The sequence below is a fragment of the Pseudomonas sp. 65/3-MNA-CIBAN-0223 genome (assembly GCF_040310425.1).
Classification (GTDB): Bacteria; Pseudomonadota; Gammaproteobacteria; order Pseudomonadales; family Pseudomonadaceae; genus Aquipseudomonas; species Aquipseudomonas gregormendelii.
In genome coordinates, this window is the sequence record NZ_JBEOPV010000007.1 from 39,786 (window position 1) to 59,008 (window position 19,223).

General features: G+C 61.2%; 13 protein-coding genes. 6 read left to right on the plus strand and 7 right to left on the minus strand.

What is annotated here, in order from left to right; translation table 11 throughout:
• The first annotated feature begins 96 nt into the window (after positions 1-96).
• The gene (locus tag AAEZ09_RS09785) at positions 97-1,494 is read left to right on the plus strand and encodes an MFS transporter (RefSeq protein WP_045057472.1); all 1,398 of its coding nucleotides are present in this window, start codon (positions 97-99) and stop codon (positions 1,492-1,494) included.
• 9 nt (positions 1,495-1,503) lie between these two features.
• Positions 1,504-2,037 carry a single-stranded DNA-binding protein gene (locus tag AAEZ09_RS09790; protein ID WP_045057473.1) on the plus strand — a complete coding sequence of 178 codons (534 nt, stop codon included), beginning with the start codon at positions 1,504-1,506 and terminating at the stop codon, positions 2,035-2,037.
• Positions 2,038-2,115: 78 nt separating this feature from the next.
• Here the strand turns inward: AAEZ09_RS09790 and AAEZ09_RS09795 are convergent, their stop codons facing one another.
• Together AAEZ09_RS09795 and AAEZ09_RS09800 are read right to left on the minus strand one after the other, a co-directional pair.
• Positions 2,116-4,320, minus strand: a complete 2,205-nt coding sequence (locus AAEZ09_RS09795; protein ID WP_350599284.1) for an OsmC domain/YcaO domain-containing protein — start codon at positions 4,318-4,320, stop codon at positions 2,116-2,118.
• Between the two features lie 135 nt (positions 4,321-4,455).
• On the minus strand, positions 4,456-5,010 hold the full coding sequence (locus AAEZ09_RS09800) for a cysteine hydrolase family protein (protein ID WP_350599286.1): 555 nt from the start codon (positions 5,008-5,010) through the stop codon (positions 4,456-4,458).
• A 101-nt stretch (positions 5,011-5,111) separates the two neighbouring features.
• Here AAEZ09_RS09800 and AAEZ09_RS09805 point away from each other — a divergent pair, with 101 nt between their 5' ends.
• From AAEZ09_RS09805 to AAEZ09_RS09815, 3 genes are all read left to right on the plus strand, one after another.
• On the plus strand, positions 5,112-6,098 hold the full coding sequence (locus AAEZ09_RS09805) for a GlxA family transcriptional regulator (RefSeq protein ID WP_350599288.1): 987 nt from the start codon (positions 5,112-5,114) through the stop codon (positions 6,096-6,098).
• A gap of 129 nt (positions 6,099-6,227) precedes the next feature.
• Positions 6,228-7,337, plus strand: a complete 1,110-nt coding sequence (locus AAEZ09_RS09810; RefSeq protein ID WP_350599290.1) for a DUF3182 family protein — start codon at positions 6,228-6,230, stop codon at positions 7,335-7,337.
• Positions 7,327-8,085, plus strand: a complete 759-nt coding sequence (locus tag AAEZ09_RS09815; RefSeq protein ID WP_350599292.1) for an alpha/beta hydrolase family protein — start codon at positions 7,327-7,329, stop codon at positions 8,083-8,085. The genes AAEZ09_RS09810 and AAEZ09_RS09815 overlap by 11 nt, the downstream gene beginning before the upstream one ends.
• 67 nt (positions 8,086-8,152) lie before the next feature.
• Here AAEZ09_RS09815 and AAEZ09_RS09820 read toward each other — a convergent pair whose 3' ends face one another.
• Genes AAEZ09_RS09820 through AAEZ09_RS09835 form a run of 4 tightly spaced genes read right to left on the minus strand, consistent with a single transcriptional unit; the run spans position 8,153 to position 12,132 of the window.
• A complete protein-coding gene (locus tag AAEZ09_RS09820) occupies positions 8,153-9,139 on the minus strand; it encodes a lysylphosphatidylglycerol synthase domain-containing protein (RefSeq protein ID WP_045057479.1) in 987 nt (328 codons plus the stop codon).
• Positions 9,126-10,418 (minus strand): cardiolipin synthase ClsB, encoded by a 1,293-nt coding sequence (gene clsB / locus AAEZ09_RS09825; protein WP_205892767.1) that lies wholly within the window; start codon positions 10,416-10,418, stop codon positions 9,126-9,128. Before clsB ends, AAEZ09_RS09820 begins: the two co-directional genes overlap by 14 nt.
• Positions 10,415-11,209 (minus strand): endonuclease/exonuclease/phosphatase family protein, encoded by a 795-nt coding sequence (locus tag AAEZ09_RS09830; RefSeq protein ID WP_502947570.1) that lies wholly within the window; start codon positions 11,207-11,209, stop codon positions 10,415-10,417. Before AAEZ09_RS09830 ends, clsB begins: the two co-directional genes overlap by 4 nt.
• Positions 11,206-12,132 (minus strand): DUF72 domain-containing protein, encoded by a 927-nt coding sequence (locus AAEZ09_RS09835; RefSeq protein ID WP_350599295.1) that lies wholly within the window; start codon positions 12,130-12,132, stop codon positions 11,206-11,208. The genes AAEZ09_RS09830 and AAEZ09_RS09835 overlap by 4 nt, the downstream gene beginning before the upstream one ends.
• Before the next feature lie 231 nt (positions 12,133-12,363).
• Between AAEZ09_RS09835 and AAEZ09_RS09840 the strand changes: the two genes are divergently transcribed.
• Positions 12,364-14,487: a mechanosensitive ion channel family protein gene (locus AAEZ09_RS09840; RefSeq protein WP_045057483.1), complete on the plus strand. Its 2,124-nt coding sequence runs from the start codon at positions 12,364-12,366 to the stop codon at positions 14,485-14,487.
• Positions 14,488-14,621: 134 nt separating this feature from the next.
• On the opposite strand, the gene AAEZ09_RS09845 is transcribed toward AAEZ09_RS09840, so the two are convergent.
• A complete protein-coding gene (locus AAEZ09_RS09845) occupies positions 14,622-18,926 on the minus strand; it encodes a DEAD/DEAH box helicase (RefSeq protein WP_350599297.1) in 4,305 nt (1,434 codons plus the stop codon).
• Between the last annotated feature and the right edge of the window lie 297 nt (positions 18,927-19,223).

The window sequence follows — 19,223 nt, forward strand, 5'->3', positions numbered from 1 at the left end:
GAAGAGTCTGACAGGTGAGCGCGGCAAAGCGTCGCGATATACCCTGTCAATCGATGGGACTGGTAGAATCGCCGCCGGTTCACATGAGGTTTTTCCATGCACGATCCCCACAGCGAACGCATGAGTGGCAGTGAGACCCGCGCAGCAAGCGGTCTGGCCCTGGTGTTCGCCTTCCGTATGCTTGGCATGTTCATGGTGTTGCCCGTGTTGGCGACCTATGGCATGGACCTGGCTGGCGCCACCCCGGCCCTCATCGGACTGGCGATTGGCGCTTACGGCCTGACCCAGGCGCTCTTCCAGATTCCGTTCGGCTTCATTTCCGATCGCATCGGCCGTCGCCCGGTGATCTACCTGGGGCTGATCATCTTTGCCCTGGGTAGCGTATTGGCCGCCAATGCCGATTCGATCTGGGGGGTGATTGCCGGGCGAATCCTGCAGGGTGCAGGCGCGATTTCCGCTGCGGTGATGGCACTGCTGTCCGACCTGACCCGCGAGCAGCACCGCACGAAAGCCATGGCCATGATCGGCATGACCATCGGTTTGTCATTCGCCGTCGCAATGGTCGTGGGCCCTCTGCTGACACGCGCCTTCGGCCTGTCCGGGTTGTTCCTGGCCACTGGCGCCATGGCGCTGCTTGGCATCGTCATCGTGATGTTCATGGTGCCCCGTGCCACCGGTCCGCTGCAGCATCGAGAATCCGGTGTGGCCCGCCAGGCGCTGCTGCCAACGCTCAAGCATCCGGACCTGTTGCGCCTTGACCTGGGCATTTTTGTGTTGCACGCCATGTTGATGTCCAGCTTCGTTGCCTTGCCCCTGGCACTGGTCGAAAAAGCCGGCCTGCCCAAGGAGCAGCACTGGTGGGTTTACCTCACTGCGCTGCTGATTTCCTTCTTCGCCATGATCCCGTTCATTATCTACGGCGAGAAGAAACGCAAAATGAAACGAGTTTTATTGGGCGCGGTGCTGACGCTGATGCTCACTGAGCTATTCTTCTGGCAGTTCGGCGATAGCTTGCGGGCTCTGGTAATCGGCACGGTGGTGTTCTTCACCGCGTTCAATCTGCTGGAAGCTTCGTTGCCATCGCTGATCAGCAAGGTTTCACCGGCAGGCGGCAAAGGCACGGCCATGGGGGTTTATTCCACCAGTCAGTTCCTCGGTTCGGCGTTGGGCGGGATCATGGGCGGGTGGATGTTCCAGCATGGCGGTTTGTCGGCTGTGTTCCTTGGATGCGCCGGGCTGGCTGCCCTCTGGTTGGCCTTTGCTGTTACCATGCGTGAACCACCCTACGTGACGAGCCTGCGCTTGCCGCTGTCGCCCGAGGCGATCCGCGAAGCGGGTCTGGTCGAGCGCCTGATGGCCGTCGTAGGGGTAACAGACGCAGTCGTGGTTGCTGATGAAGCAGCCATTTACATCAAATTGGACACCGAACTATTGGATCGCACCACCCTCGAGCGCCTGGTGAACAACCCGGCCCCGACAGCGTGCGAAGCCTAGGAGAACGTTATGGCCCGTGGGGTTAACAAAGTCATATTGGTCGGCACTTGCGGCCAGGATCCCGAAGTTCGCTACCTGCCTAACGGTAACGCCGTGACTAACCTGAGTCTGGCGACCAGCGAACAGTGGACCGACAAGCAAACCGGTCAGAAGGTCGAGAAGACCGAATGGCACCGTGTATCGATGTTCGGCAAGGTTGCCGAGATCGCCGGCGAATACCTGCGTAAGGGTTCGCAGGTGTACATCGAAGGCAAGCTGCAGACCCGCGAGTGGGAAAAAGACGGTATCAAGCGTTACACCACTGAAATCGTGGTCGACATGCAAGGCACCATGCAGCTGCTGGGCGGCCGTCCACAACAGGGCGACCAGCAAGGCGGGGGCAACAACTACCAGCAGTCCGCCCCGGCTCCACGCCAGCAGGCTCCACGTCCGCAATCGGCACCGCAACAGTCTGCACCGCAGCAGTCGCGTCCAGCCCCTCAGCAGGCAGCTGCGCAGCCAGCTCCGGATTTCGACAGCTTTGATGACGATATCCCGTTCTGATCCGCAGCTTGTTCAGAACCGCAAAACAAAAAAAGCGAAGCCATATGGCTTCGCTTTTTTGTGGGCGCCGTTAAAAGGTTAACGGGACAGAGCAGCCACATTGGCCCGCGCCGAGTGCAGTTTCTTGTAGCTGTCGATCAGCCGCAGATGCCGGTCCAGCCCCTCCAGCTTCATGCTGGTCGGCGTCAAGCCATGGAATCGCACGCTGCCGTCCACCGAACCAATCGCCGCATCCGTTCGCTCGTCGCCAAACATCCGGCGGAAATTAGCCTCGTAGTCTTCCAGTTCCAGGTCTTCGTCGAGTTTCATTTCCAGCACGACGTTGACTGCCTGATAGAACAGGCCACGTTCAACGGTGTTGTCGTTGTACTGCAGGAACATTTCCACGGCCTCTTTCGCCTCTTCATATTGCTGCAGGGCGAGATAAATCAGCAGCTTCAACTCCAGGATCGTCAACTGACCCCAAGCGGTGTTGTCATCAAATTCGATGCCGATCAACGAAGTGATGTCGGTGTAGTCGTCCAGCTCACTTTCCACCAGGCGCTCAACCAGTGCCTGCAGTTCCTCGTCGTCCAGGCGATGCAGGTTGAGGATGTCGGCGCGGAAGAACAGCGCCTTGTTGGTGTTGTCCCAGATCAGGTCGTCCGCCGGATAGATTTCCGAGTAGTCCGGCACCAGGATGCGGCACGCCTTGGCGCCGATATGCTCGTAGACCGCCATGTACACCTGCTTGCCCATGCCGTCGAGAATGCCGAACAAGGTTTCGGCTTCTTCGGCATTCGAGTTTTCGCCCTGGCCGGAGAAGTCCCACTCGACGAATTCGTAATCCGATTTGGAACTGAAGAAGCGCCACGACACCACGCCGCTCGAGTCGATGAAGTGTTCGACGAAGTTATTCGGCTCGGTGACCGCGTGCCCTTCAAAAGTCGGCTGGGGCAAGTCGTTGAGGCCTTCGAAGCTGCGACCCTGGAGCAATTCGGTCAGGCTGCGTTCCAGTGCCACTTCCAGGCTTGGGTGGGCGCCGAACGAGGCGAACACGCCGCCGGTGCGCGGGTTCATCAGGGTCACGCACATCACCGGGAATTCACCTCCCAGGGACGCATCCTTGACCAATACGGGGAACCCTTGCTCCTCCAGGGCCTGAATACCGGCCAGGATACCCGGGTACTTCGCCAGCACGTCGGCCGGCACATCAGGCAAGGCAAATTCGCCTTCGATGATTTCGCGTTTGACCGCGCGCTCGAAGATCTCCGACAGGCATTGCACCTGGGCTTCGGCCAGGGTGTTGCCGGCACTCATGCCGTTGCTCAGGAACAGGTTCTCAATCAGGTTGGAAGGGAAGTACACCACTTCACCGTCCGAACGCCGCACGTAAGGCAGCGAGCAGATGCCACGTTCTTCATTGCCCGAGTTGGTATCGATCAGATGGGAGCCGCGCAGCTCGCCGTCGCGGTTGTAAATCTTCAGGCAGTATTCGTCGAGAATTTCAGTCGGCAGCGCGTCTTTGCGGCCAGGCTTGAACCAGCGCTCGTCCGGGTAGTGCACAAACGCGGCGTTGGCGATGTCTTCGCCCCAGAACTGATCGTTGTAGAAGAAGTTGCAGTTGAGTCGCTCGATAAACTCGCCCAGCGCCGACGCCAGCGCGCCTTCCTTGGTCGCACCCTTGCCGTTGGTAAAGCACATTGGCGAGTGCGCATCGCGGATATGCAGCGACCACACATTGGGCACGATATTGCGCCACGAGGCGATTTCGATTTTCATGCCAAGCTTCGCCAGAATGGCCGACATGTTGGCGATGGTTTGCTCCAGCGGCAGGTCCTTACCGGCAATATAAGTGCTTGCCTGGGCGTTGGAAGCCGGCATCAGCAGCGCCTGGGCATCGGCGTCGAGGTTGTCCACTTCCTCGATCACAAACTCAGGGCCGGCCTGCACCACTTTTTTCACGGTGCAACGGTCGATGGACCGCAGGATGCCCTGGCGGTCTTTGTCGGAAATGTCGGCGGGCAGTTCGACCTGGATCTTGAAGATCTGGTTGTAACGGTTTTCCGGGTCGACAATGTTGTTCTGTGACAGCCGGATGTTGTCGGTAGGGATATTGCGGGTGCTGCAGTACAACTTTACGAAGTATGCCGCGCACAGCGCCGATGAAGCCAGGAAGTAGTCGAACGGGCCCGGTGCCGAGCCATCGCCCTTGTAGCGGATAGGTTGATCGGCCACCACCGTGAAGTCATCGAACTTGGCTTCAAGTCGAAGGTTGTCGAGAAAGTTGACCTTGATTTCCATGGGGGTTACCAGAATAGCGGGCTAGTCGATTTGGCCGCCATTATCCGGCATTTCAACGGTAAGTCTCCCCCGTCGGGCTGTTTTAGCCGGCAAAGCAAGGGCCAGCCGGAGGATTCGGCCTGGCCCTTTTCAAGGTCAGCGGCTGGCTGCGAGGAATTCCTCAGTCGAGATGACCTTCGCGTAGGCAAAGCCCAATGCCGACATGAAGGCGGCGTGAACCTGGGCGGCGGGCACTGTGACGCCGTTGAATTCCAGGTCGCGTGAGGCGCAAGCGTCGTGAATCACGGTGACGGTGTAGCCGAAGTCGGCAGCGGCGCGGGTAATACCGTCGATGCACATGTGGCTCATGCTGCCGACCACGACCAGTTCCTTGATACCTTGTTCGTCGAGGATCGACTGCAGCTCGGTTTCACGGAACGAGTTGACAAAGTGCTTGAGCACCACCGGTTCATCGGCGCGGTTCAGAACCTTGGGGTGCAATTTCGCGCCGTCGGAGCCTGGAGTGAAGAAGGGCGCTTCGTCGGAAGTGAACTCATGGCGAATATGCACCACCGAGTCACCGGCATCGCGAAAGGCCTTGAGCAGTCGTACGGCGTTGTCGGCAGCAGCGTCGGCGCCGACCAGCGGCCACTTGCCCTGGGGAAAGTAGTCGTTTTGGATATCGACTACGATGAGTGCTTGCTTGGCCATGACTGTTTCCTCTTGAAGTGTTTGGGTGTGCAATGGAGTATCGGGTGTGGCAGGCATTCCGAGGATTGGCCGCACCGACAATAGAAGGGGGAAAACTGACAATGAGTCTGCAAAGGACCGTCGCCGAGCTGGGCGTGCTGATCTATCCAGGCGCACAGATGGCAGCGGTACATGGCTTGACGGATCTGTTCGGGGTGGCCAACCGCATTGCTGCCGAACATCAGGCTGCACAACTGCCGCTGTTGCGGGTCAGTCATTGGCAAGTGACCGGCGATCTGCCCCCGACCCGGGTATACGACAGCCATCCCGCACCTGAACAATCCCTGGTGGCGATTTTGATCCCGCCGTCGATAGCCGGTTTTATCGAGGGCCAGGCCCCGCCGTCGTTGTTCCACTGGTTGCGTGAGCAACACGCCAGCGGTGCGACCCTGGGTGGCGTTTGCGTGGGTTCGATTCTGCTGGCCGAGAGCGGTTTGCTCGACGGCCGCAGCGCCACCACACACTGGACCTCGGCCAAGGGTTTCGCCGAGCGCTATCCTGCGATCAAGCTCAAGGCCGACACGCCGATTGTCGATGATGGCGACCTGATTACCACGGCCGGGTTGATGGCCTGGTCAGAGCTGGGCCTGCGGCTCGTCGACCGCCTGCTCGGGCCGAGCATCGCTACCGGCACCGCACGTTTTCTGGTGGTCGAGCACAGCGACAGTGCCAGCGAGTGCGGCAGCAACTTCTCACCTATTCTCAGTCATGGCGACGCGGCGATCCTCAAGGTTCAGCATTGGCTGCAAAGCACGGGCGCGACCGAGGTATCCCTGAGCGTAATGGCGCAACGCGCGGGCCTGGAAGAACGCACGTTCCTGCGTCGTTTTCGTGCCGCTACCGGGCTCAAACCGACCGAGTACTGCCAGCATCTGCGAGTCGGCAAGGCGCGGGAAATGCTTGAATTCACCAACGGCACGATCGATCACATTGCCTGGACGGTGGGGTATCAAGACCCGAGTGCGTTCCGGGCCACGTTCAGGAAAATTACCGGCTTGGCGCCGAGTGATTACCGCAGTCGCTTCGGCGTCGGCGCTGGCCAGAGTTGAACGCTCGAACCGGGGGAATGTCGGAGTGATTAACCGCAAGATTCACTGGCGGCATCCAGCAGGTGGCACCCGGCTTGATCAGAAGCCCTGACCTGCGACATCCACCAAACGCAGATTGAAGGGGGATGCATGACCCCAACAAACCGCAAGAAACTGGTCGTCGCGCACTCCGTGCGGGCCCAGGCACCTCAGCATGAGGTGGAGACCAACCGCGCGCTGGCTCGTTGGCTGGCGCAGATTCTCGGGCTCAAGTTTGGTGGCAGTTACGACGCGAGCGTACACGGCGGTCGCGAGCTGTATCTATTGCCAACCCAGACGCTGGTAGGCGTGGCGGCCGCTCGGGAACTGGGGGTTAGGGGACCGGAAGATTTGTGGGGCGGCTATGTCGACCACGATTTCATCTGCACCAAGGCCATCAGCCATGGCTTATTCAGTCGCGATGCCTATGCGCCTGAAGGCTGGTCACCGTTGTTTTCCGAGCGGGTGCGTAACGTGGTGCTGGACGGTCTGAGTGTCTTTTCCCTGGAAGACGCCCGTCCCGCAGCGGAGCACCTGTTGCAAAGCGGCCCGATCCGGTTAAAACCGGTGCACGCCTGCGCCGGTCGTGGCCAGGAGGTCGTCAAAACCCTCCAGCAATTCGACACCATTCTCGCCAGACCCGATGCCCAGTCCTTGTTCAGCGAGGGTGTGGTGCTGGAGCAGGATCTGCAAAACGTCATCACCCACAGCGTCGGCCAGAGCTTCATCGGCGACCAGGTGCTCAGCTACTGCGGTGATCAGTACCTGACCGAGGATGCTCACGGCGAGCAGGTCTACGGCGGTTCAAACCTGCTGGTCGTCCGGGGTTACTACGAAGACCTGCTGGAGTTGCCGTTGGCAGAAGATGTGCGGCTGGCGATTCGCCAGGCCCAGGTGTTCGATAGCGCCGCCGACGAGGCCTACCCCGGTTTCTACGCTTCGCGGCGCAATTACGATATCGCCCAAGGCCTGGACAGCGAAGGGCAGATGCGCAGCGGGGTGCTGGAGCAGTCCTGGCGCATGGGCGGCGCCAGCAGCGCTGAGGTGGCGGCCCTGCAGTCCTTCGTCAACGATCCGGCGATGCGCGCGATACGGGTGTCGTCGGTGGAAACCTACGTTGATCAGCCGTTGCCGGCGGACGCTATCGAGGTGTACCGCGGACCCGCGCAAAACAGTGACTTTCTTCTCAAGTACGTAACGGTCAAATCCTATGACGGCTAGAAGCGAAACCATTCAGATCGACATCGACGATGAACAGATGAGCGGGACTTTCCTGAGCCCCAAGTCGAAAGTGCCAGGCGTGCTGTTTGTGCACGGCTGGGGCGGTAGCCAGGAGCGCGACCTGGAACGGGCCATGGGCATTGCCGGGTTGGGTTGCGTGTGCCTGACCTTTGATTTGCGGGGGCACACCGGCGGCACTGGCATTCCCCTGACCCGGGTCACCCGTGAGGACAATTTGCGCGACTTGCTGGCCGCCTACGACCGGCTGCTGGCCCATCCGGCCCTGGATACTTCGGCGATTGCGGTGGTCGGCACCAGTTACGGTGGTTACCTGGCGTCGATCCTGACGTCATTGCGCCCAGTGCACTGGTTGGCCTTGCGAGTGCCGGCGCTGTATCGCGATGAGCAGTGGCACACGCCCAAGCGCGAGCTGGACAAGACTGATTTACGTGACTATCGCAGCACGCTGATCCGCGCCGACAGTAATCGCGCGCTGCACGCGTGTTCACAGTTCACCGGGGATGTCTTGCTGGTGGAGTCGGAGACTGATGATTTTGTCCCTCATGCGACCATCATGAGTTACCGCGCGGCGTGCCAGCAGACTCACTCGCTGACCCATCGGATCATCGATGGTGCGGACCATGCCTTGAGCGAGCCGGTGTCGCAGCAGGCGTACACCTCGATCCTGGTGGACTGGATTACCGAGATGGTGGTGGGCGAACGGCTGAGTATCATTCAATCGAAGTGAGAGGTGTGGCGTTCTTGAAACCATCGCGAGCAGGCTCGCGATGGCGTCATCTGTTTCACCAAATGGCTCAACCCGGCTTCTTGGCTATCCGCAGCGACTTGGCCTTGGCTTCCACCACCAGGTACATCACCAGCGTAATCAGCAGCGGCAAAATAAAGTAGATCGCCCGATACGCCAGCAACCCCGCCACCAGGCTGCCGCGCGAGGCTTCATGCTGCAGCAGCGCGACAAACACCGCCTCCAGCACCCCAAGACCGGCAGGTATGTGGGTAATCACCCCGGCGATGGCGCTGATCAGCAGTACACCCAGCACCAGTGGATAATCCAGCTTGCTGGGGAGCAAGGTAAAAATCACGGCTGCCATCAGCGACCAGTTCAACGCGCCCAACGCCAGTTGCAGGACCGCCATGCGCAGCGACGGTAGATTGATTTCCACCCCGCGAATCGACCACTCGCGACGTTTGGAAAACTGACACGCCGCCAGATACCCTGCGCTCACCAGCAACAGCAGCACCCCGACGCCCTGCAGGGCCGTGCTGCTCAGCTTCCAGCCCGGCGGCATGCGCACCAGTCCACTGCTGAACACCGCACCGGCAATCACCATATAGCCGAACCAGTTGGTCGCCAGGCTGAGGCCGAGGATCTTGGCGATGTTCGCCTTGCTCACGCCCAGGCGCGAATACAGGCGATAGCGCATGGCGATGCCGCCGACCCAGGCGCTGAGATTGAGGTTAAACGCATAGCTGATGATGCCCACCGGAAGGATCTGTTTCCAGGTCAGGTCCTGGCGTATGTAGGTGCGACCAATCAAGTCGAAACAGGCGTATACCAGAAAGCTCACCAGCGTCAGCCCTGAAGCAATGATCAAAGTGCGTACTTTGAAGTCCGCCAGGGTGTCGAACACTTCATTCCATTCGATGCGGCGGGCGAGCATCGTGAACAGCACGATCAGCGCCAGGAAAAACAGCATCGTCAGTGGCCGTTTCCAGCGACTCCAGCGGGATTTTCCCGGGCTCTCGGCGTGCGGCGCCGACTGTGTTTCAGCGCTGCTCATGGCGATCACTCCCGGTCGAATGGGTAAACAGTTTCAGGCGCGGCTTATGGGCCGGTAACCAACCGGCCCATGCAGGGAAGTGGCGCAGAAAGTGGAACACCAGAAAGCCCACGGTCATGTGCCAAATCCGCCCGCGTGGAGATTTCTCTACGGACATGGCCTTGCAGTGATTGTTGCTCAGGTCTTCAAGGCGCTCGAACAGTTGGCGATTGAAGGTGCGATCGCGAATCAGCACATTGGCTTCAAGATTCATCGACAGGCTCAGCGGGTCCAGGTTGCTCGAACCAACGGTGCTCCAGTCCTCATCCACCAGCGCCACTTTGCCGTGCAGCGGGCGTTGGCAGTACTCGTGAATCTGCACGCCGGACTTGAGCAGGTAGTCGTACGTCATGCGTGCAGCCAGCTTGGCGACCAGCATGTCCGGCTGGCCTTGCAGGATCAGTTTGACTTCCACGCCCCGGCGGGCCGCATTGCGGATCTCGCGCAGCAGGCGATAGCCCGGGAAGAAATAGGCGTTGGCGATCACCACCCGGCGCTGGGCACTGCGCAGCACCTGCCGATAGACCTCTTCAATATCGGTGCGATGGTCACCGTTATCGCGATACACCAGGCGCACCTGGCCATCGTGGTCGGTGAACGCCAGTTCCGAGCGCCGCTGCCGACGACGCTGCCACCAGTACTTGGCGCGGCCAGGGCGACCACTTTGCAGCAGGGCAAAGTGATGGATATCCGCCACTGCCGGCCCCTGGATCTCCACGGAATAATCCTGCTTGGCCTCAGGGCCGAAATCGAGCAGGTGATCGCCGGAAAAGTTGATGCCGCCGATAAATGCAATCGTGCCGTCCACCACCACAATCTTGCGGTGCAACCGGCGGAACCAGTTGGTGCGTACGCCAAGGCGCTTGGGGGCCGGGTCGAATATCTGCAGGTGCACACCGGCTTCGCTCAGCGCCGTGAGATAGCCCGTGCTGAGTTCGCCGCAGCCAAAACCATCGAGGCTGGCAGTGACGCGCACCCCGCGTCTGGCGGCGTCGACCAGCACTTCCTGCAATTCGTTACCGACCTTGTCTTCAAAGACGATGAACGTTTCCAGGAGGATTTCCGTCTTGGCCTGGCGCATCGCCTCGAACACCCTGGGGAAATATTCCTCACCGTTTTCCAGCAGTTCCACACGATTATTGCCTTGCCAGCCGTACTCGACATCAACGGCTGCAGGCTCGCGCACCGGGGGGACGGAAACGCTGTCCAGGGTGGTTTTATCCATCGACGGGATACTCATAGCTCGATCTCCACCGATAGCGGTGCGTGGTCGGAAAGATGGGACCAGGGCCGTGCAGCCAATACCTGCGGGCGGCTGGCCTTGAGGTTGCGGACATAAATGCGGTCCAGGCGCAGGACCGGCAAGCGAGCCGGAAAGCTGCGCGCGGGTTTGCCATGATGCTCGGCGAACACTTCGCGCAAACCGCACGGCTTGAGCAGCGCATCGGCGCGCTGGCGCCAGTCATTGAAATCGCCGGCGACTATCACCGGCGCATCCTTGGGCAGCTCTTCCAGACGCCGGGCCAGCAGGCCCAGTTGTTCGTTGCGGTGGGACTCGTGCAGGCCCAGGTGGACGCAGATCGCATGCACCTCCGGACCGTCGCCCGGCAGGCGTAGCACGCAGTGCAAAATTCCGCGGTTTTCATGGCCGCTGATGGACACGTCGAGATTGTCATGGCGGATGATCTGGAATTTCGACAGCAGCGCATTACCGTGATCGCCCTCGGGGTAGACCGCGTTGCGGCCATAGGCAAATTGTGGCCACAGGCTGTCGGCGAGGAATTCGTACTGCGGCATCGTCGGCCAGTTGTCGTAGCGCTGGGGATGTTGCTCGTGGGTGCCGTGGACTTCCTGCAAAAACACCACGTCGGCGGACACGGCGCGCACCGCTTCGCGTAACTCGGGCAGGATGAAACGCCGGTTGAGCGCGGTGAAACCCTTGTGAGTGTTCACCGTCAGCACGGTGAAACGCCGCACGGCCGCGAGGGGTTGCAATTGTTCTGGTGCCTCGGGCTGTTCAGACATGCTCATGACAGCACTCCTTCGGCTGCGGGCTCGCCGGGGGTAGTGGCCAGACTGTCTGCAAGATGGAAGCGCTCCAGCAGCCTACGCGCATCAAACGGCGCGCGAACCTTGATGTCGTTATCGAAATAGCAGAACACTTCGCGGGACTTGCGCGGCTGGGGTTTGAGCCGCGGAGCGATCAGCTGTGGATCCGCAGGTTGCTGCCCATGGTTCCAGGCATCGATCCGGTCGCCCCAGCGTTTCAGCGCCTGGGCCGTGTAGCCGCTGGCATACATTTCTTCGGCCCCGTGCAGGCGCAAGTAGACAAAATTGCTGGTGATGTCTTCGCGATAGGGCCATTTTCCCGCCGTGTCGGCGATCACCAGTGCCACGTTGTAGCGCTTGAGCAAGCGCACGAACGCCGGGTCGACGAAACTATCGTTACGGATTTCCACGGCATGGCGCAGCGGTCGTTTCCTGTAGGCCTTGATACTGGCATGCCCCGGTACATGGGAATCGTGCTGGCGGGCGAGGGCGGCGGCCTGCTGGGTGTTGTGGGGGAGCTGTTCGAGAAAGCTTTCGAACAATTCGGCATTGAATTTGAAGTTGGGCGGGAATTGCCAGAGGACCGGCCCCAGCTTTTCCTTGAGTTCCAGCACCCCGGAGGCGAAGAAATTGGCCAGGGGCTTATGCACGTCGCGCAAGCGTTTGACGTGGGTGATGAACCGTGGGGCTTTGACGCTGAAGACGAAATCCGCCGGGGTTTGGGCGTACCACTCGGCATACCGCTGCGGACGTTGCAACGCGTAGAACGATCCATTGATTTCGATGCTGTTGACCGCCCTCGACGCGAACTGCAATTCGCGTTTCTGGGTCAACCCCTTTGGGTAGAAATCCCCCCTCCAGGGCAAGTAGCGCCAGCCTGAAATACCAATATGAATCCCCGCCATGTCGCCTCCCGTCTTGTGGTCCTCGGTTTACCCCGTTCCATTGCTGACTGCGGGGCGATAGAGAAAGTTTCGAGCGGGCTACGGACGGTATCTCCCGTGGATAAGCGGCGAGGAGAGGGTTTTGCCAGTTATTGATGGGGCACTGCTGCCGCTATCTCGCGGCCAAAACCGAACTTGCACGGGATTTGTCGATCAGTTCCTCACAGATGCGTTTTCGAGGAGCTCCGCGTTTTGCTCAAGTTCAGGACCGCGATACTACTGGGGGCGTTGCTGATTTTTGCCAGCAACGCATTACAAGCCGCCGCGTTGCCGGGCCTTCCAGCCGCTGCCGAAGAGCCGGCCACGCCGGAGCCGCTGGTGCAGGGCGGTTTGCTCGGTGCCATCAGTTCCAGCATCGATAACGTGCAGGACAAACTCGACCTCAACGAAGACCTGGTGGACGCCTGGCGTTTGCGAGCTGATCGGGCAGCGGACGAAGTCGACAAGCTGGTCAACCAGCCCTCGGCGCGCTCGCCCATGAGCATCGTGGGTGACTTCCTGTTGTTGTCCGGGGTCTGGCTGGGCGCCTTTGCCTTGCTCACGGTGCTCGGTGGCCTGCTGGCCAAGCGGCTGAACCAGGGTCGCTGGCTGGGTACCCGCCAGCGCAGTCAGGACCTGCTCAGCTACGTATTGCCCTACACATTGCCCGCGATTATGTGTCTGCCGCTGACGCTGTCCATCAGCCATTTCCTGCCAGCCTCGGTAGGCCGGGCGTTGGCGCTGTGCTTTGCCTACGCCACCAGCAGCGGGATATTTTCCACTTCGATGCTGCTGTGTGTGATCGTCATGTTCAACACCGGGCACAAGCGTGCGGCGGTGCAGATCATCCGCGACTACTGTCCCAAGCCTCTATTCCTGATCGGCTTCCTCGCCGCGCTGAGTGACGCACTGACCAGCCCGCAGATCGCCCGGCAACTGGGCGGCAATATCACCAGCAGCATCGCGGTGTTCACCGGGCTGTTTGCGTCGATCATCTTTGGCTTGCTGGTGATCCGCCTGCGTCGTCCGGTGGCTCACCTGATTCGCAACCGACCCCTGGCGCAACGGCTCAAGCAGCCATCGCTGCAGGAGTCCCTGCGAATTTTCTCCGGACTCTGGTACTGGCCGATCCTGCTGATGGTCATGGTGTCAGCGATCAATTTGATCGGGGTGGGGGAGGATAATCAGAAAGCCCTGCGCTGTGCGTTGTTCACCACCATCCTGCTGATCGCCACGGTATTTCTCAGCACGGTATTCCAGCACCTGTTCAAGTCGCGAAAAGCCGAGGCGCTGCAGCGCAGCAGCGCTTACAAGGAGCGTTTTCTCAGCCTGCTGCACGCACTGGTGCGGATTGTGATGGCAGTGGCTTTTATCGAGATTCTGGGCCGGATCTGGGGAGTTTCGCTGTTCGAATTTGCCGAACGCAACTCGATCGGGCGGGCGATCAGCGACTCGCTGAGCCGCATCGGCCTGATCTTCCTGGTGACCTGGCTGTTCTGGGTGGTGCTCGACACGGCCATTCAGGAGGCCCTGAAGCCGCCCGTCAACAAGCGCTCATCGGCGCGTCAGCCCAGCACCCGGGTGAAAACCATCCTGCCGCTGCTGCGCAATGCGATGAAGATCATCCTGGTGGTGATCTGCGCGATTACCACCATGGCCAACCTGGGGATCAACGTGGCGCCACTGCTTGCCGGTGCCGGGGTGGTCGGTCTGGCGATCGGTTTCGGCTCCCAGCAGCTGGTGCAAGACGTGATCACCGGCCTGTTCATTATTATCGAAGACACGCTATCGATCGGCGACTGGGTGGTGCTCGACTCGGGCCACGCCGGCACTGTCGAGGGCCTGACCATTCGCACCTTGCGCCTGCGCGATGGCAAAGGCTTCGTGCACTCGGTGCCGTTCGGCCAGATCAAGGCGGTTACCAATCAATCTCGGCAGTTCGCCTATGCGTTTTTCTCGGTGCAGTTCACGTATGACACCGATGTTGATAAGGCCATCGAGCTGATCCGCGAGGCCGGGGAGTCGATCCGCGAAGATGCGTTCCTCAAGTACAACCTGCAGGGGCCGCTTGACGTGTTTGGTGTCGACAAGATGGACCTCAATGGCGTGGTGCTGACCGCACAGTTCCGCACGGTATCGGGTGGGCAATATGCGGTGAGCCGGGCGTTCAACCAACGCTTGAAAAAGCTTGTGGATAACAGCCCTTGGGTGCATTTCGCGCAGACTTATCCACAGCAGGTTTTGTTGCCCAAGCGGCAGGGTGACGAAGTTCTGGAGGATGGGCAGGCTCCACAGCATGGGGCTGTTTTGCTGCCGGATCCGCCGCGTAGTCAGTGATTTGTATGAGGGCTGCTGGCCCCTTCGCGGGCAAGCCCGCTCCCACAGGGGGTTTGTATTGATCAGAAAATCTCGTATCAACACGGTCCACTGTGGGAGCGGGCTTGCCCGCGAAGGGGTCAGCGCAGCCAGCCTCAATGCTGGATCAACCTGCTCCGTACCTCAGCACCCGCCTGGGAATCCAGCTCCAGCCAGATCTGCTGTTTGCCCGCAATCACCGCGGCAGCTGGTACTCCGTCGCGATACACCAGCCGATTGCTCGCCAGTGCCGGCACCTTCGCACCGGGTAACAGGGTGCCGGCGAGGTTCAGCGGGTCAACCCCGCACACCGCCACCAGGCTACCGTCATGCGGCCGTCGGCGTACCTCGCGCAACAAGGGTATGGCCTCGGGCAGGGCGAACTGTTCCCCGGCCAATCCGCTGACGAACCGTCCACCGCGAATCTCCCCGCGAGCCTCCAGTCGATGAAAAGTACGCAGCAACTCACGCCAGCTTGGCAACCAGTCTGCCTCTCGTTCCAGCAAGCGCCAGAACACCACGCCGTAGCGTCGAAGCAGCGTCATGGCAATGTGTTCCAGGGTGTCGACGGGTGTCGGCGCCGGACGTTTGTTATCCACAACCGGTGCGGCTAACCCTCGCTTCAGCAACGCCCAGCGCCCGGCATCATCCATCCCGCCAATAAAAGCCCCGCGCCCGCGCCGGCTGCTTCGAGCCTGGCGTCTGCTGGCCGGAGCGATTAGCGCCCGCAGGCCGGCAAAGCTGTCGGCGTTCACCAAGCCTGCGCCCACCAATTCCTGCAGGGCGATTTCCAGCTCGGCGCGCAGAAGATGGGCCTCATGAATCAGCTCATCAAAAAACAACGCGCCGTGTTGGCTGAGGGCGTCGTGGACCTTGCGCGCCTTGGGCGACAGTTGCGCTATCGGCGTCTGCTCTGCGAGGCTGCTCCACAACCCGACGCGGGTGCGCGGCAACAACAGGATCGGCGTGCTGCGCAACGCCGTGCTGGCGCCCTTGCCGCGTGTTGTCAGGCGCGTCCACACCCACTTGCCACTGCGACACAGATCATCCAGCCAACTCGGCGAATAGCCCTTGATGCGTGCCGGCAGCAGGTCACTGTCCCAGGCGGAAGCTGCGGCGGGGTAGCCTTCAAACTGACCGACAATCGCGGACAACACGGCGCTGCCCTGGCCTTGAGCGGCGGGGGACAGGTGTTGCCAGTCAAACAGGAACCGCATGAAATCCTGCAAAGCCACCGGCTCGATTTCCCGGCGCAGACGCTTGACCGTGTAGCGATGGATTCGCGCCAGAAGATGGCGTTCGCACCATTCTTCCTCGCAGGCGCCGCTGGAAAAATGCCCGCGCAGAACATAGCCTTCCCGCTCAAGGTGCGCCAGCGCCCCGGTGACCTCAGTGGCGGGCAGGCCGAGGGGGCCGGCAATCGCCGACAAGGGCAGCGGGCCAAACGCGCCCAGGCGTGCCCGCACCACTTCCAGCACGGCGTCATCGCGGTCCCAGGCTTCATCGAACCCGGGCAATGCGACCATCGGCGGCTGCACGGACGCCTGTGGATAAATCGCCTGCACACAGGTCAGGCGCTCCAGCGCGAACCACAGCGAATCGCCGATCCGGCTGGCCCGGCCGCCTTCGGCCAGTGCATTCAACCATTCTGACCACTGCGGGTTGGCCTGAGCTTCCTCTTCAGTGATACAGGCAAGACTCATCAGCGCCTCATGCATCTCATCGATGCGGGTGGGCGCCGGCCAGGCTTGCTCACGCACGGCTTGAATCGCGTCGGCGTCGAGGGCGCCAAGATCGTCGGTGGATTGCGCCTCGGTCCAGCGACGATTGAGCACCGCCTGGGTGCGGCGCTCTTCCAGCGGCGCATCGTCGAGAAAACTGTAGGGCCGCGCACTGAGGATTTCCGCCGCCAAGGGCGAGGGCGCTGGCAGGTCGCGGCTGATCAGGCGCACCTCGCCACGCTCCATGCGCCGCAACAGGTTCAGCCAGCCTTCGCTGTCCATGGCCTCATGCAGGCAGTCGTCGAGGGTCTGCTCCACCAGCGGGTGTTCGGGCACTTCACGCTCACCGGCGAGATTTTCCACGCAGGCAATCTGGTCGGGAAACACGCTGGCGATCAGGTCTTCGCTTTTCATGCGCTGGATCTGTGGCGCGACCTTGCGCCCGCCGGTGTAGCGCGGCAATGCCAGCGCGACTCCGGCATTCCAGCGCCAGCGCACGCCAAACAGCGGCGCCTCGAGAACGGCTTGAATCAGCAGGTGCTCGGCGCTGTTGCTGTGCAGGTAGCGCCAGACTTCATCGAGTTCGAAACTGTGGCTGCTGGATAGAGAAAGGACGATGGCGTCCTCGCTGGCGGCGGCCTGCAACTCGAAGTTGAACGTACGGCAGAACCGCTTGCGCAGTGCCATGCCCCAGGCACGATTGATCCGACTGCCAAAGGGGGTGTGAATGATCAGCTGGGTGCCGCCGGACTCGTCGAAGAACCGCTCCATCAGCAGCGTGTCCTGGGACGGCAGCGCGCCCAGGGCCAGGCGTGCGCGGGCCAGGTAGTCCACCAGCTGTTCGGCGCTGGCGAGGTTCAGGCCAAGGGTGTCGGTCAGCCAGTTCAGGGCCGGTTGCAGGTTGCCGGGTGTGGAACCCAGCAGGTCGTCGAGTCGGGCTTGCAAGCGAGCCACCGCGAATGACAATTCGGCACTGCGCCCCGGGGCCTCGCCGAGCCAGAACGGGATGGTCGGCGGCTGGCCCTGGGCATCTTCAACCCGGACCTTGCCGGCCTCGACCCGCAGGATTCGATAGGACGTATTGCCCAATTGGAAGACGTCGCCGGCGATGCTCTCGACCGCGAAGTCTTCGTTGACGCTGCCGATGTTCAGCGCCTGGGGTTCGAGCAACACGCTGTAGTCGGCATTGTCCGGAATCGTCCCGCCGCTGGTGACCGCCGTCAGCTTGCTGCCTCGGCGACCGCGTAATGTGCGGGTCAGAGCGTCGCGGTGCAGGTAGGCGCTGCGCATGCCCTGGCTTGAGTTGTAGCCTTCGGCGAGCATCTGCAGCAATTCCTGGTAATGCTTTTCGTCGAGTTCGGCGTAGGGCGACGCTTGGCGGAACAGGTCCAGCAGTGCCTGTTCCTGCCATTCCCGGCAACTGACCTCGGCGATGATCTGCTGCGCCAGCACATCCAGCGGCGCCTTGGGAATGTGCAGGGTATCGAGTTCACCCCGGCGTACACAGTCGAGCAGGGCGGTGCATTCGATCAGGTCATCGCGGGTGGTGGCGAACAGGCGACCCTTGGGTGTGCCGCCGACCTGGTGCCCGGAGCGGCCAACCCGTTGCAGAAAACCGGCGATCGAACGCGGCGAGGCAATCTGGCAGACCAGGTCGACGTCGCCGATATCAATCCCCAATTCCAGAGAAGCGGTGGCGATTAGCACTTGCAGCTCGCCGCGCTTGAGCCGTTGCTCGGCATCCAGGCGAAACTCCTTGGCCAGGCTGCCATGGTGCGCAGCTACCGCATCCTTGCCCAGGCGTTCGCTCAAGTGGCGGCTTAGGCGTTCGGCCAGGCGCCGGGTGTTGACGAAGATCAAGGTGGTGCGGTGCTCGCGGGCGAGGGCGGCGAGGCGGTCATAGACCAGTTGCCAGACGTCGTTGGCCATCACAGCCGACAACGGCACTGGCGGCACTTCGATGCCCAGGTCCCGCGGACGGGCATGGCCGATGTCGATGATTTCACAGGTGCGATCACGCCCTGCCAGGTAGCGTGACACCGCTTCGATGGGTTTTTGCGTGGCCGACAGGCCGATACGCGTCAGCGGCTCGCTACACAGGGCCTGCAGACGCTCAAGGCTTAGGGCCAGGTGGCTGCCGCGCTTGCTGGCGGCGATGGCGTGAATTTCATCGACGATCACTGTACGCGTGGAGCCCAGCATCTGCCGGCCCGAGTCTGAACCCAGCAGCACATAAAGCGATTCCGGGGTGGTGACCAGAATATGCGGCGGGGTCCTGCGCATTGCCGCACGGTCTTTTTGCGCAGTATCGCCGGTGCGTACGGCAGTGGTGATCTGCAAGGCCGGCAGCCCCATGAGCTGCAGCTGTTCGGTGATACCGGCCAGCGGGTTTTGCAGGTTGATCCGGATATCGTTGGACAGCGCCTTGAGCGGCGAAACGTAGACCACCAGAGTTTCGTCAGGCAAACCGCCTGGGGTCTCCAACCCTCGATGCACCAGGTCATCGATCACCGCCAGAAAAGCGGTGAGGGTCTTACCCGAGCCGGTGGGCGCCGCGATCAAGGTCGAACGGCGCTGGCGAATCAGCGGCCACGCCCGGGCCTGGGCGGCAGTCACCGTCGCGAACGTATTACGGAACCAGGCACTGACCGCAGGGTGGAAGCCCGCCAGGGCAGCGTCCGGGGGAATTGGCAGAGTCATGGAGCAATTTATGCTGCGCAGGTTGGGAAGATGCAAGCACCGCTTGAAATCTTCACAGACATGACCAGCCTCTTCGCGGGCAAGCCCGCTCCCACAGGAATAACGCTTGTTCGCAAAATGTGTAACCTCCGATGAGCCCTGTGGGAGCGGGCTTGCCCGCGAAGGGGCCATCGGCAACAGCACAATCCACGCAAATACACTTTACGGGTGACGGTTGCGTACTAAACCCGCAAAATGCAACGATTCCGGCAATTATCAATGGCATCACCCTGGGTGCTGTCTAACAGCCATCGTTCC

What these genes read in the sequence shown, in the direction of transcription:
- AAEZ09_RS09830 (WP_502947570.1), bottom strand. Translation starts at nt 11,209, where the DNA reads ATGAGCATGTCTGAACAGCCCGAGGCACCAGAACAATTGCAACCCCTC.
- AAEZ09_RS09805 (WP_350599288.1), top strand. Translation starts at nt 5,112, where the DNA reads ATGAGTCTGCAAAGGACCGTCGCCGAGCTGGGCGTGCTGATCTATCCA.
- AAEZ09_RS09810 (WP_350599290.1), top strand. Translation starts at nt 6,228, where the DNA reads ATGACCCCAACAAACCGCAAGAAACTGGTCGTCGCGCACTCCGTGCGG.
- AAEZ09_RS09845 (WP_350599297.1), bottom strand. Translation starts at nt 18,926, where the DNA reads ATGACTCTGCCAATTCCCCCGGACGCTGCCCTGGCGGGCTTCCACCCT.
- AAEZ09_RS09820 (WP_045057479.1), bottom strand. Translation starts at nt 9,139, where the DNA reads ATGAGCAGCGCTGAAACACAGTCGGCGCCGCACGCCGAGAGCCCGGGA.
- AAEZ09_RS09815 (WP_350599292.1), top strand. Translation starts at nt 7,327, where the DNA reads ATGACGGCTAGAAGCGAAACCATTCAGATCGACATCGACGATGAACAG.
- AAEZ09_RS09800 (WP_350599286.1), bottom strand. Translation starts at nt 5,010, where the DNA reads ATGGCCAAGCAAGCACTCATCGTAGTCGATATCCAAAACGACTACTTT.
- AAEZ09_RS09835 (WP_350599295.1), bottom strand. Translation starts at nt 12,132, where the DNA reads ATGGCGGGGATTCATATTGGTATTTCAGGCTGGCGCTACTTGCCCTGG.
- AAEZ09_RS09785 (WP_045057472.1), top strand. Translation starts at nt 97, where the DNA reads ATGCACGATCCCCACAGCGAACGCATGAGTGGCAGTGAGACCCGCGCA.
- clsB (WP_205892767.1), bottom strand. Translation starts at nt 10,418, where the DNA reads ATGAGTATCCCGTCGATGGATAAAACCACCCTGGACAGCGTTTCCGTC.
- AAEZ09_RS09795 (WP_350599284.1), bottom strand. Translation starts at nt 4,320, where the DNA reads ATGGAAATCAAGGTCAACTTTCTCGACAACCTTCGACTTGAAGCCAAG.
- AAEZ09_RS09790 (WP_045057473.1), top strand. Translation starts at nt 1,504, where the DNA reads ATGGCCCGTGGGGTTAACAAAGTCATATTGGTCGGCACTTGCGGCCAG.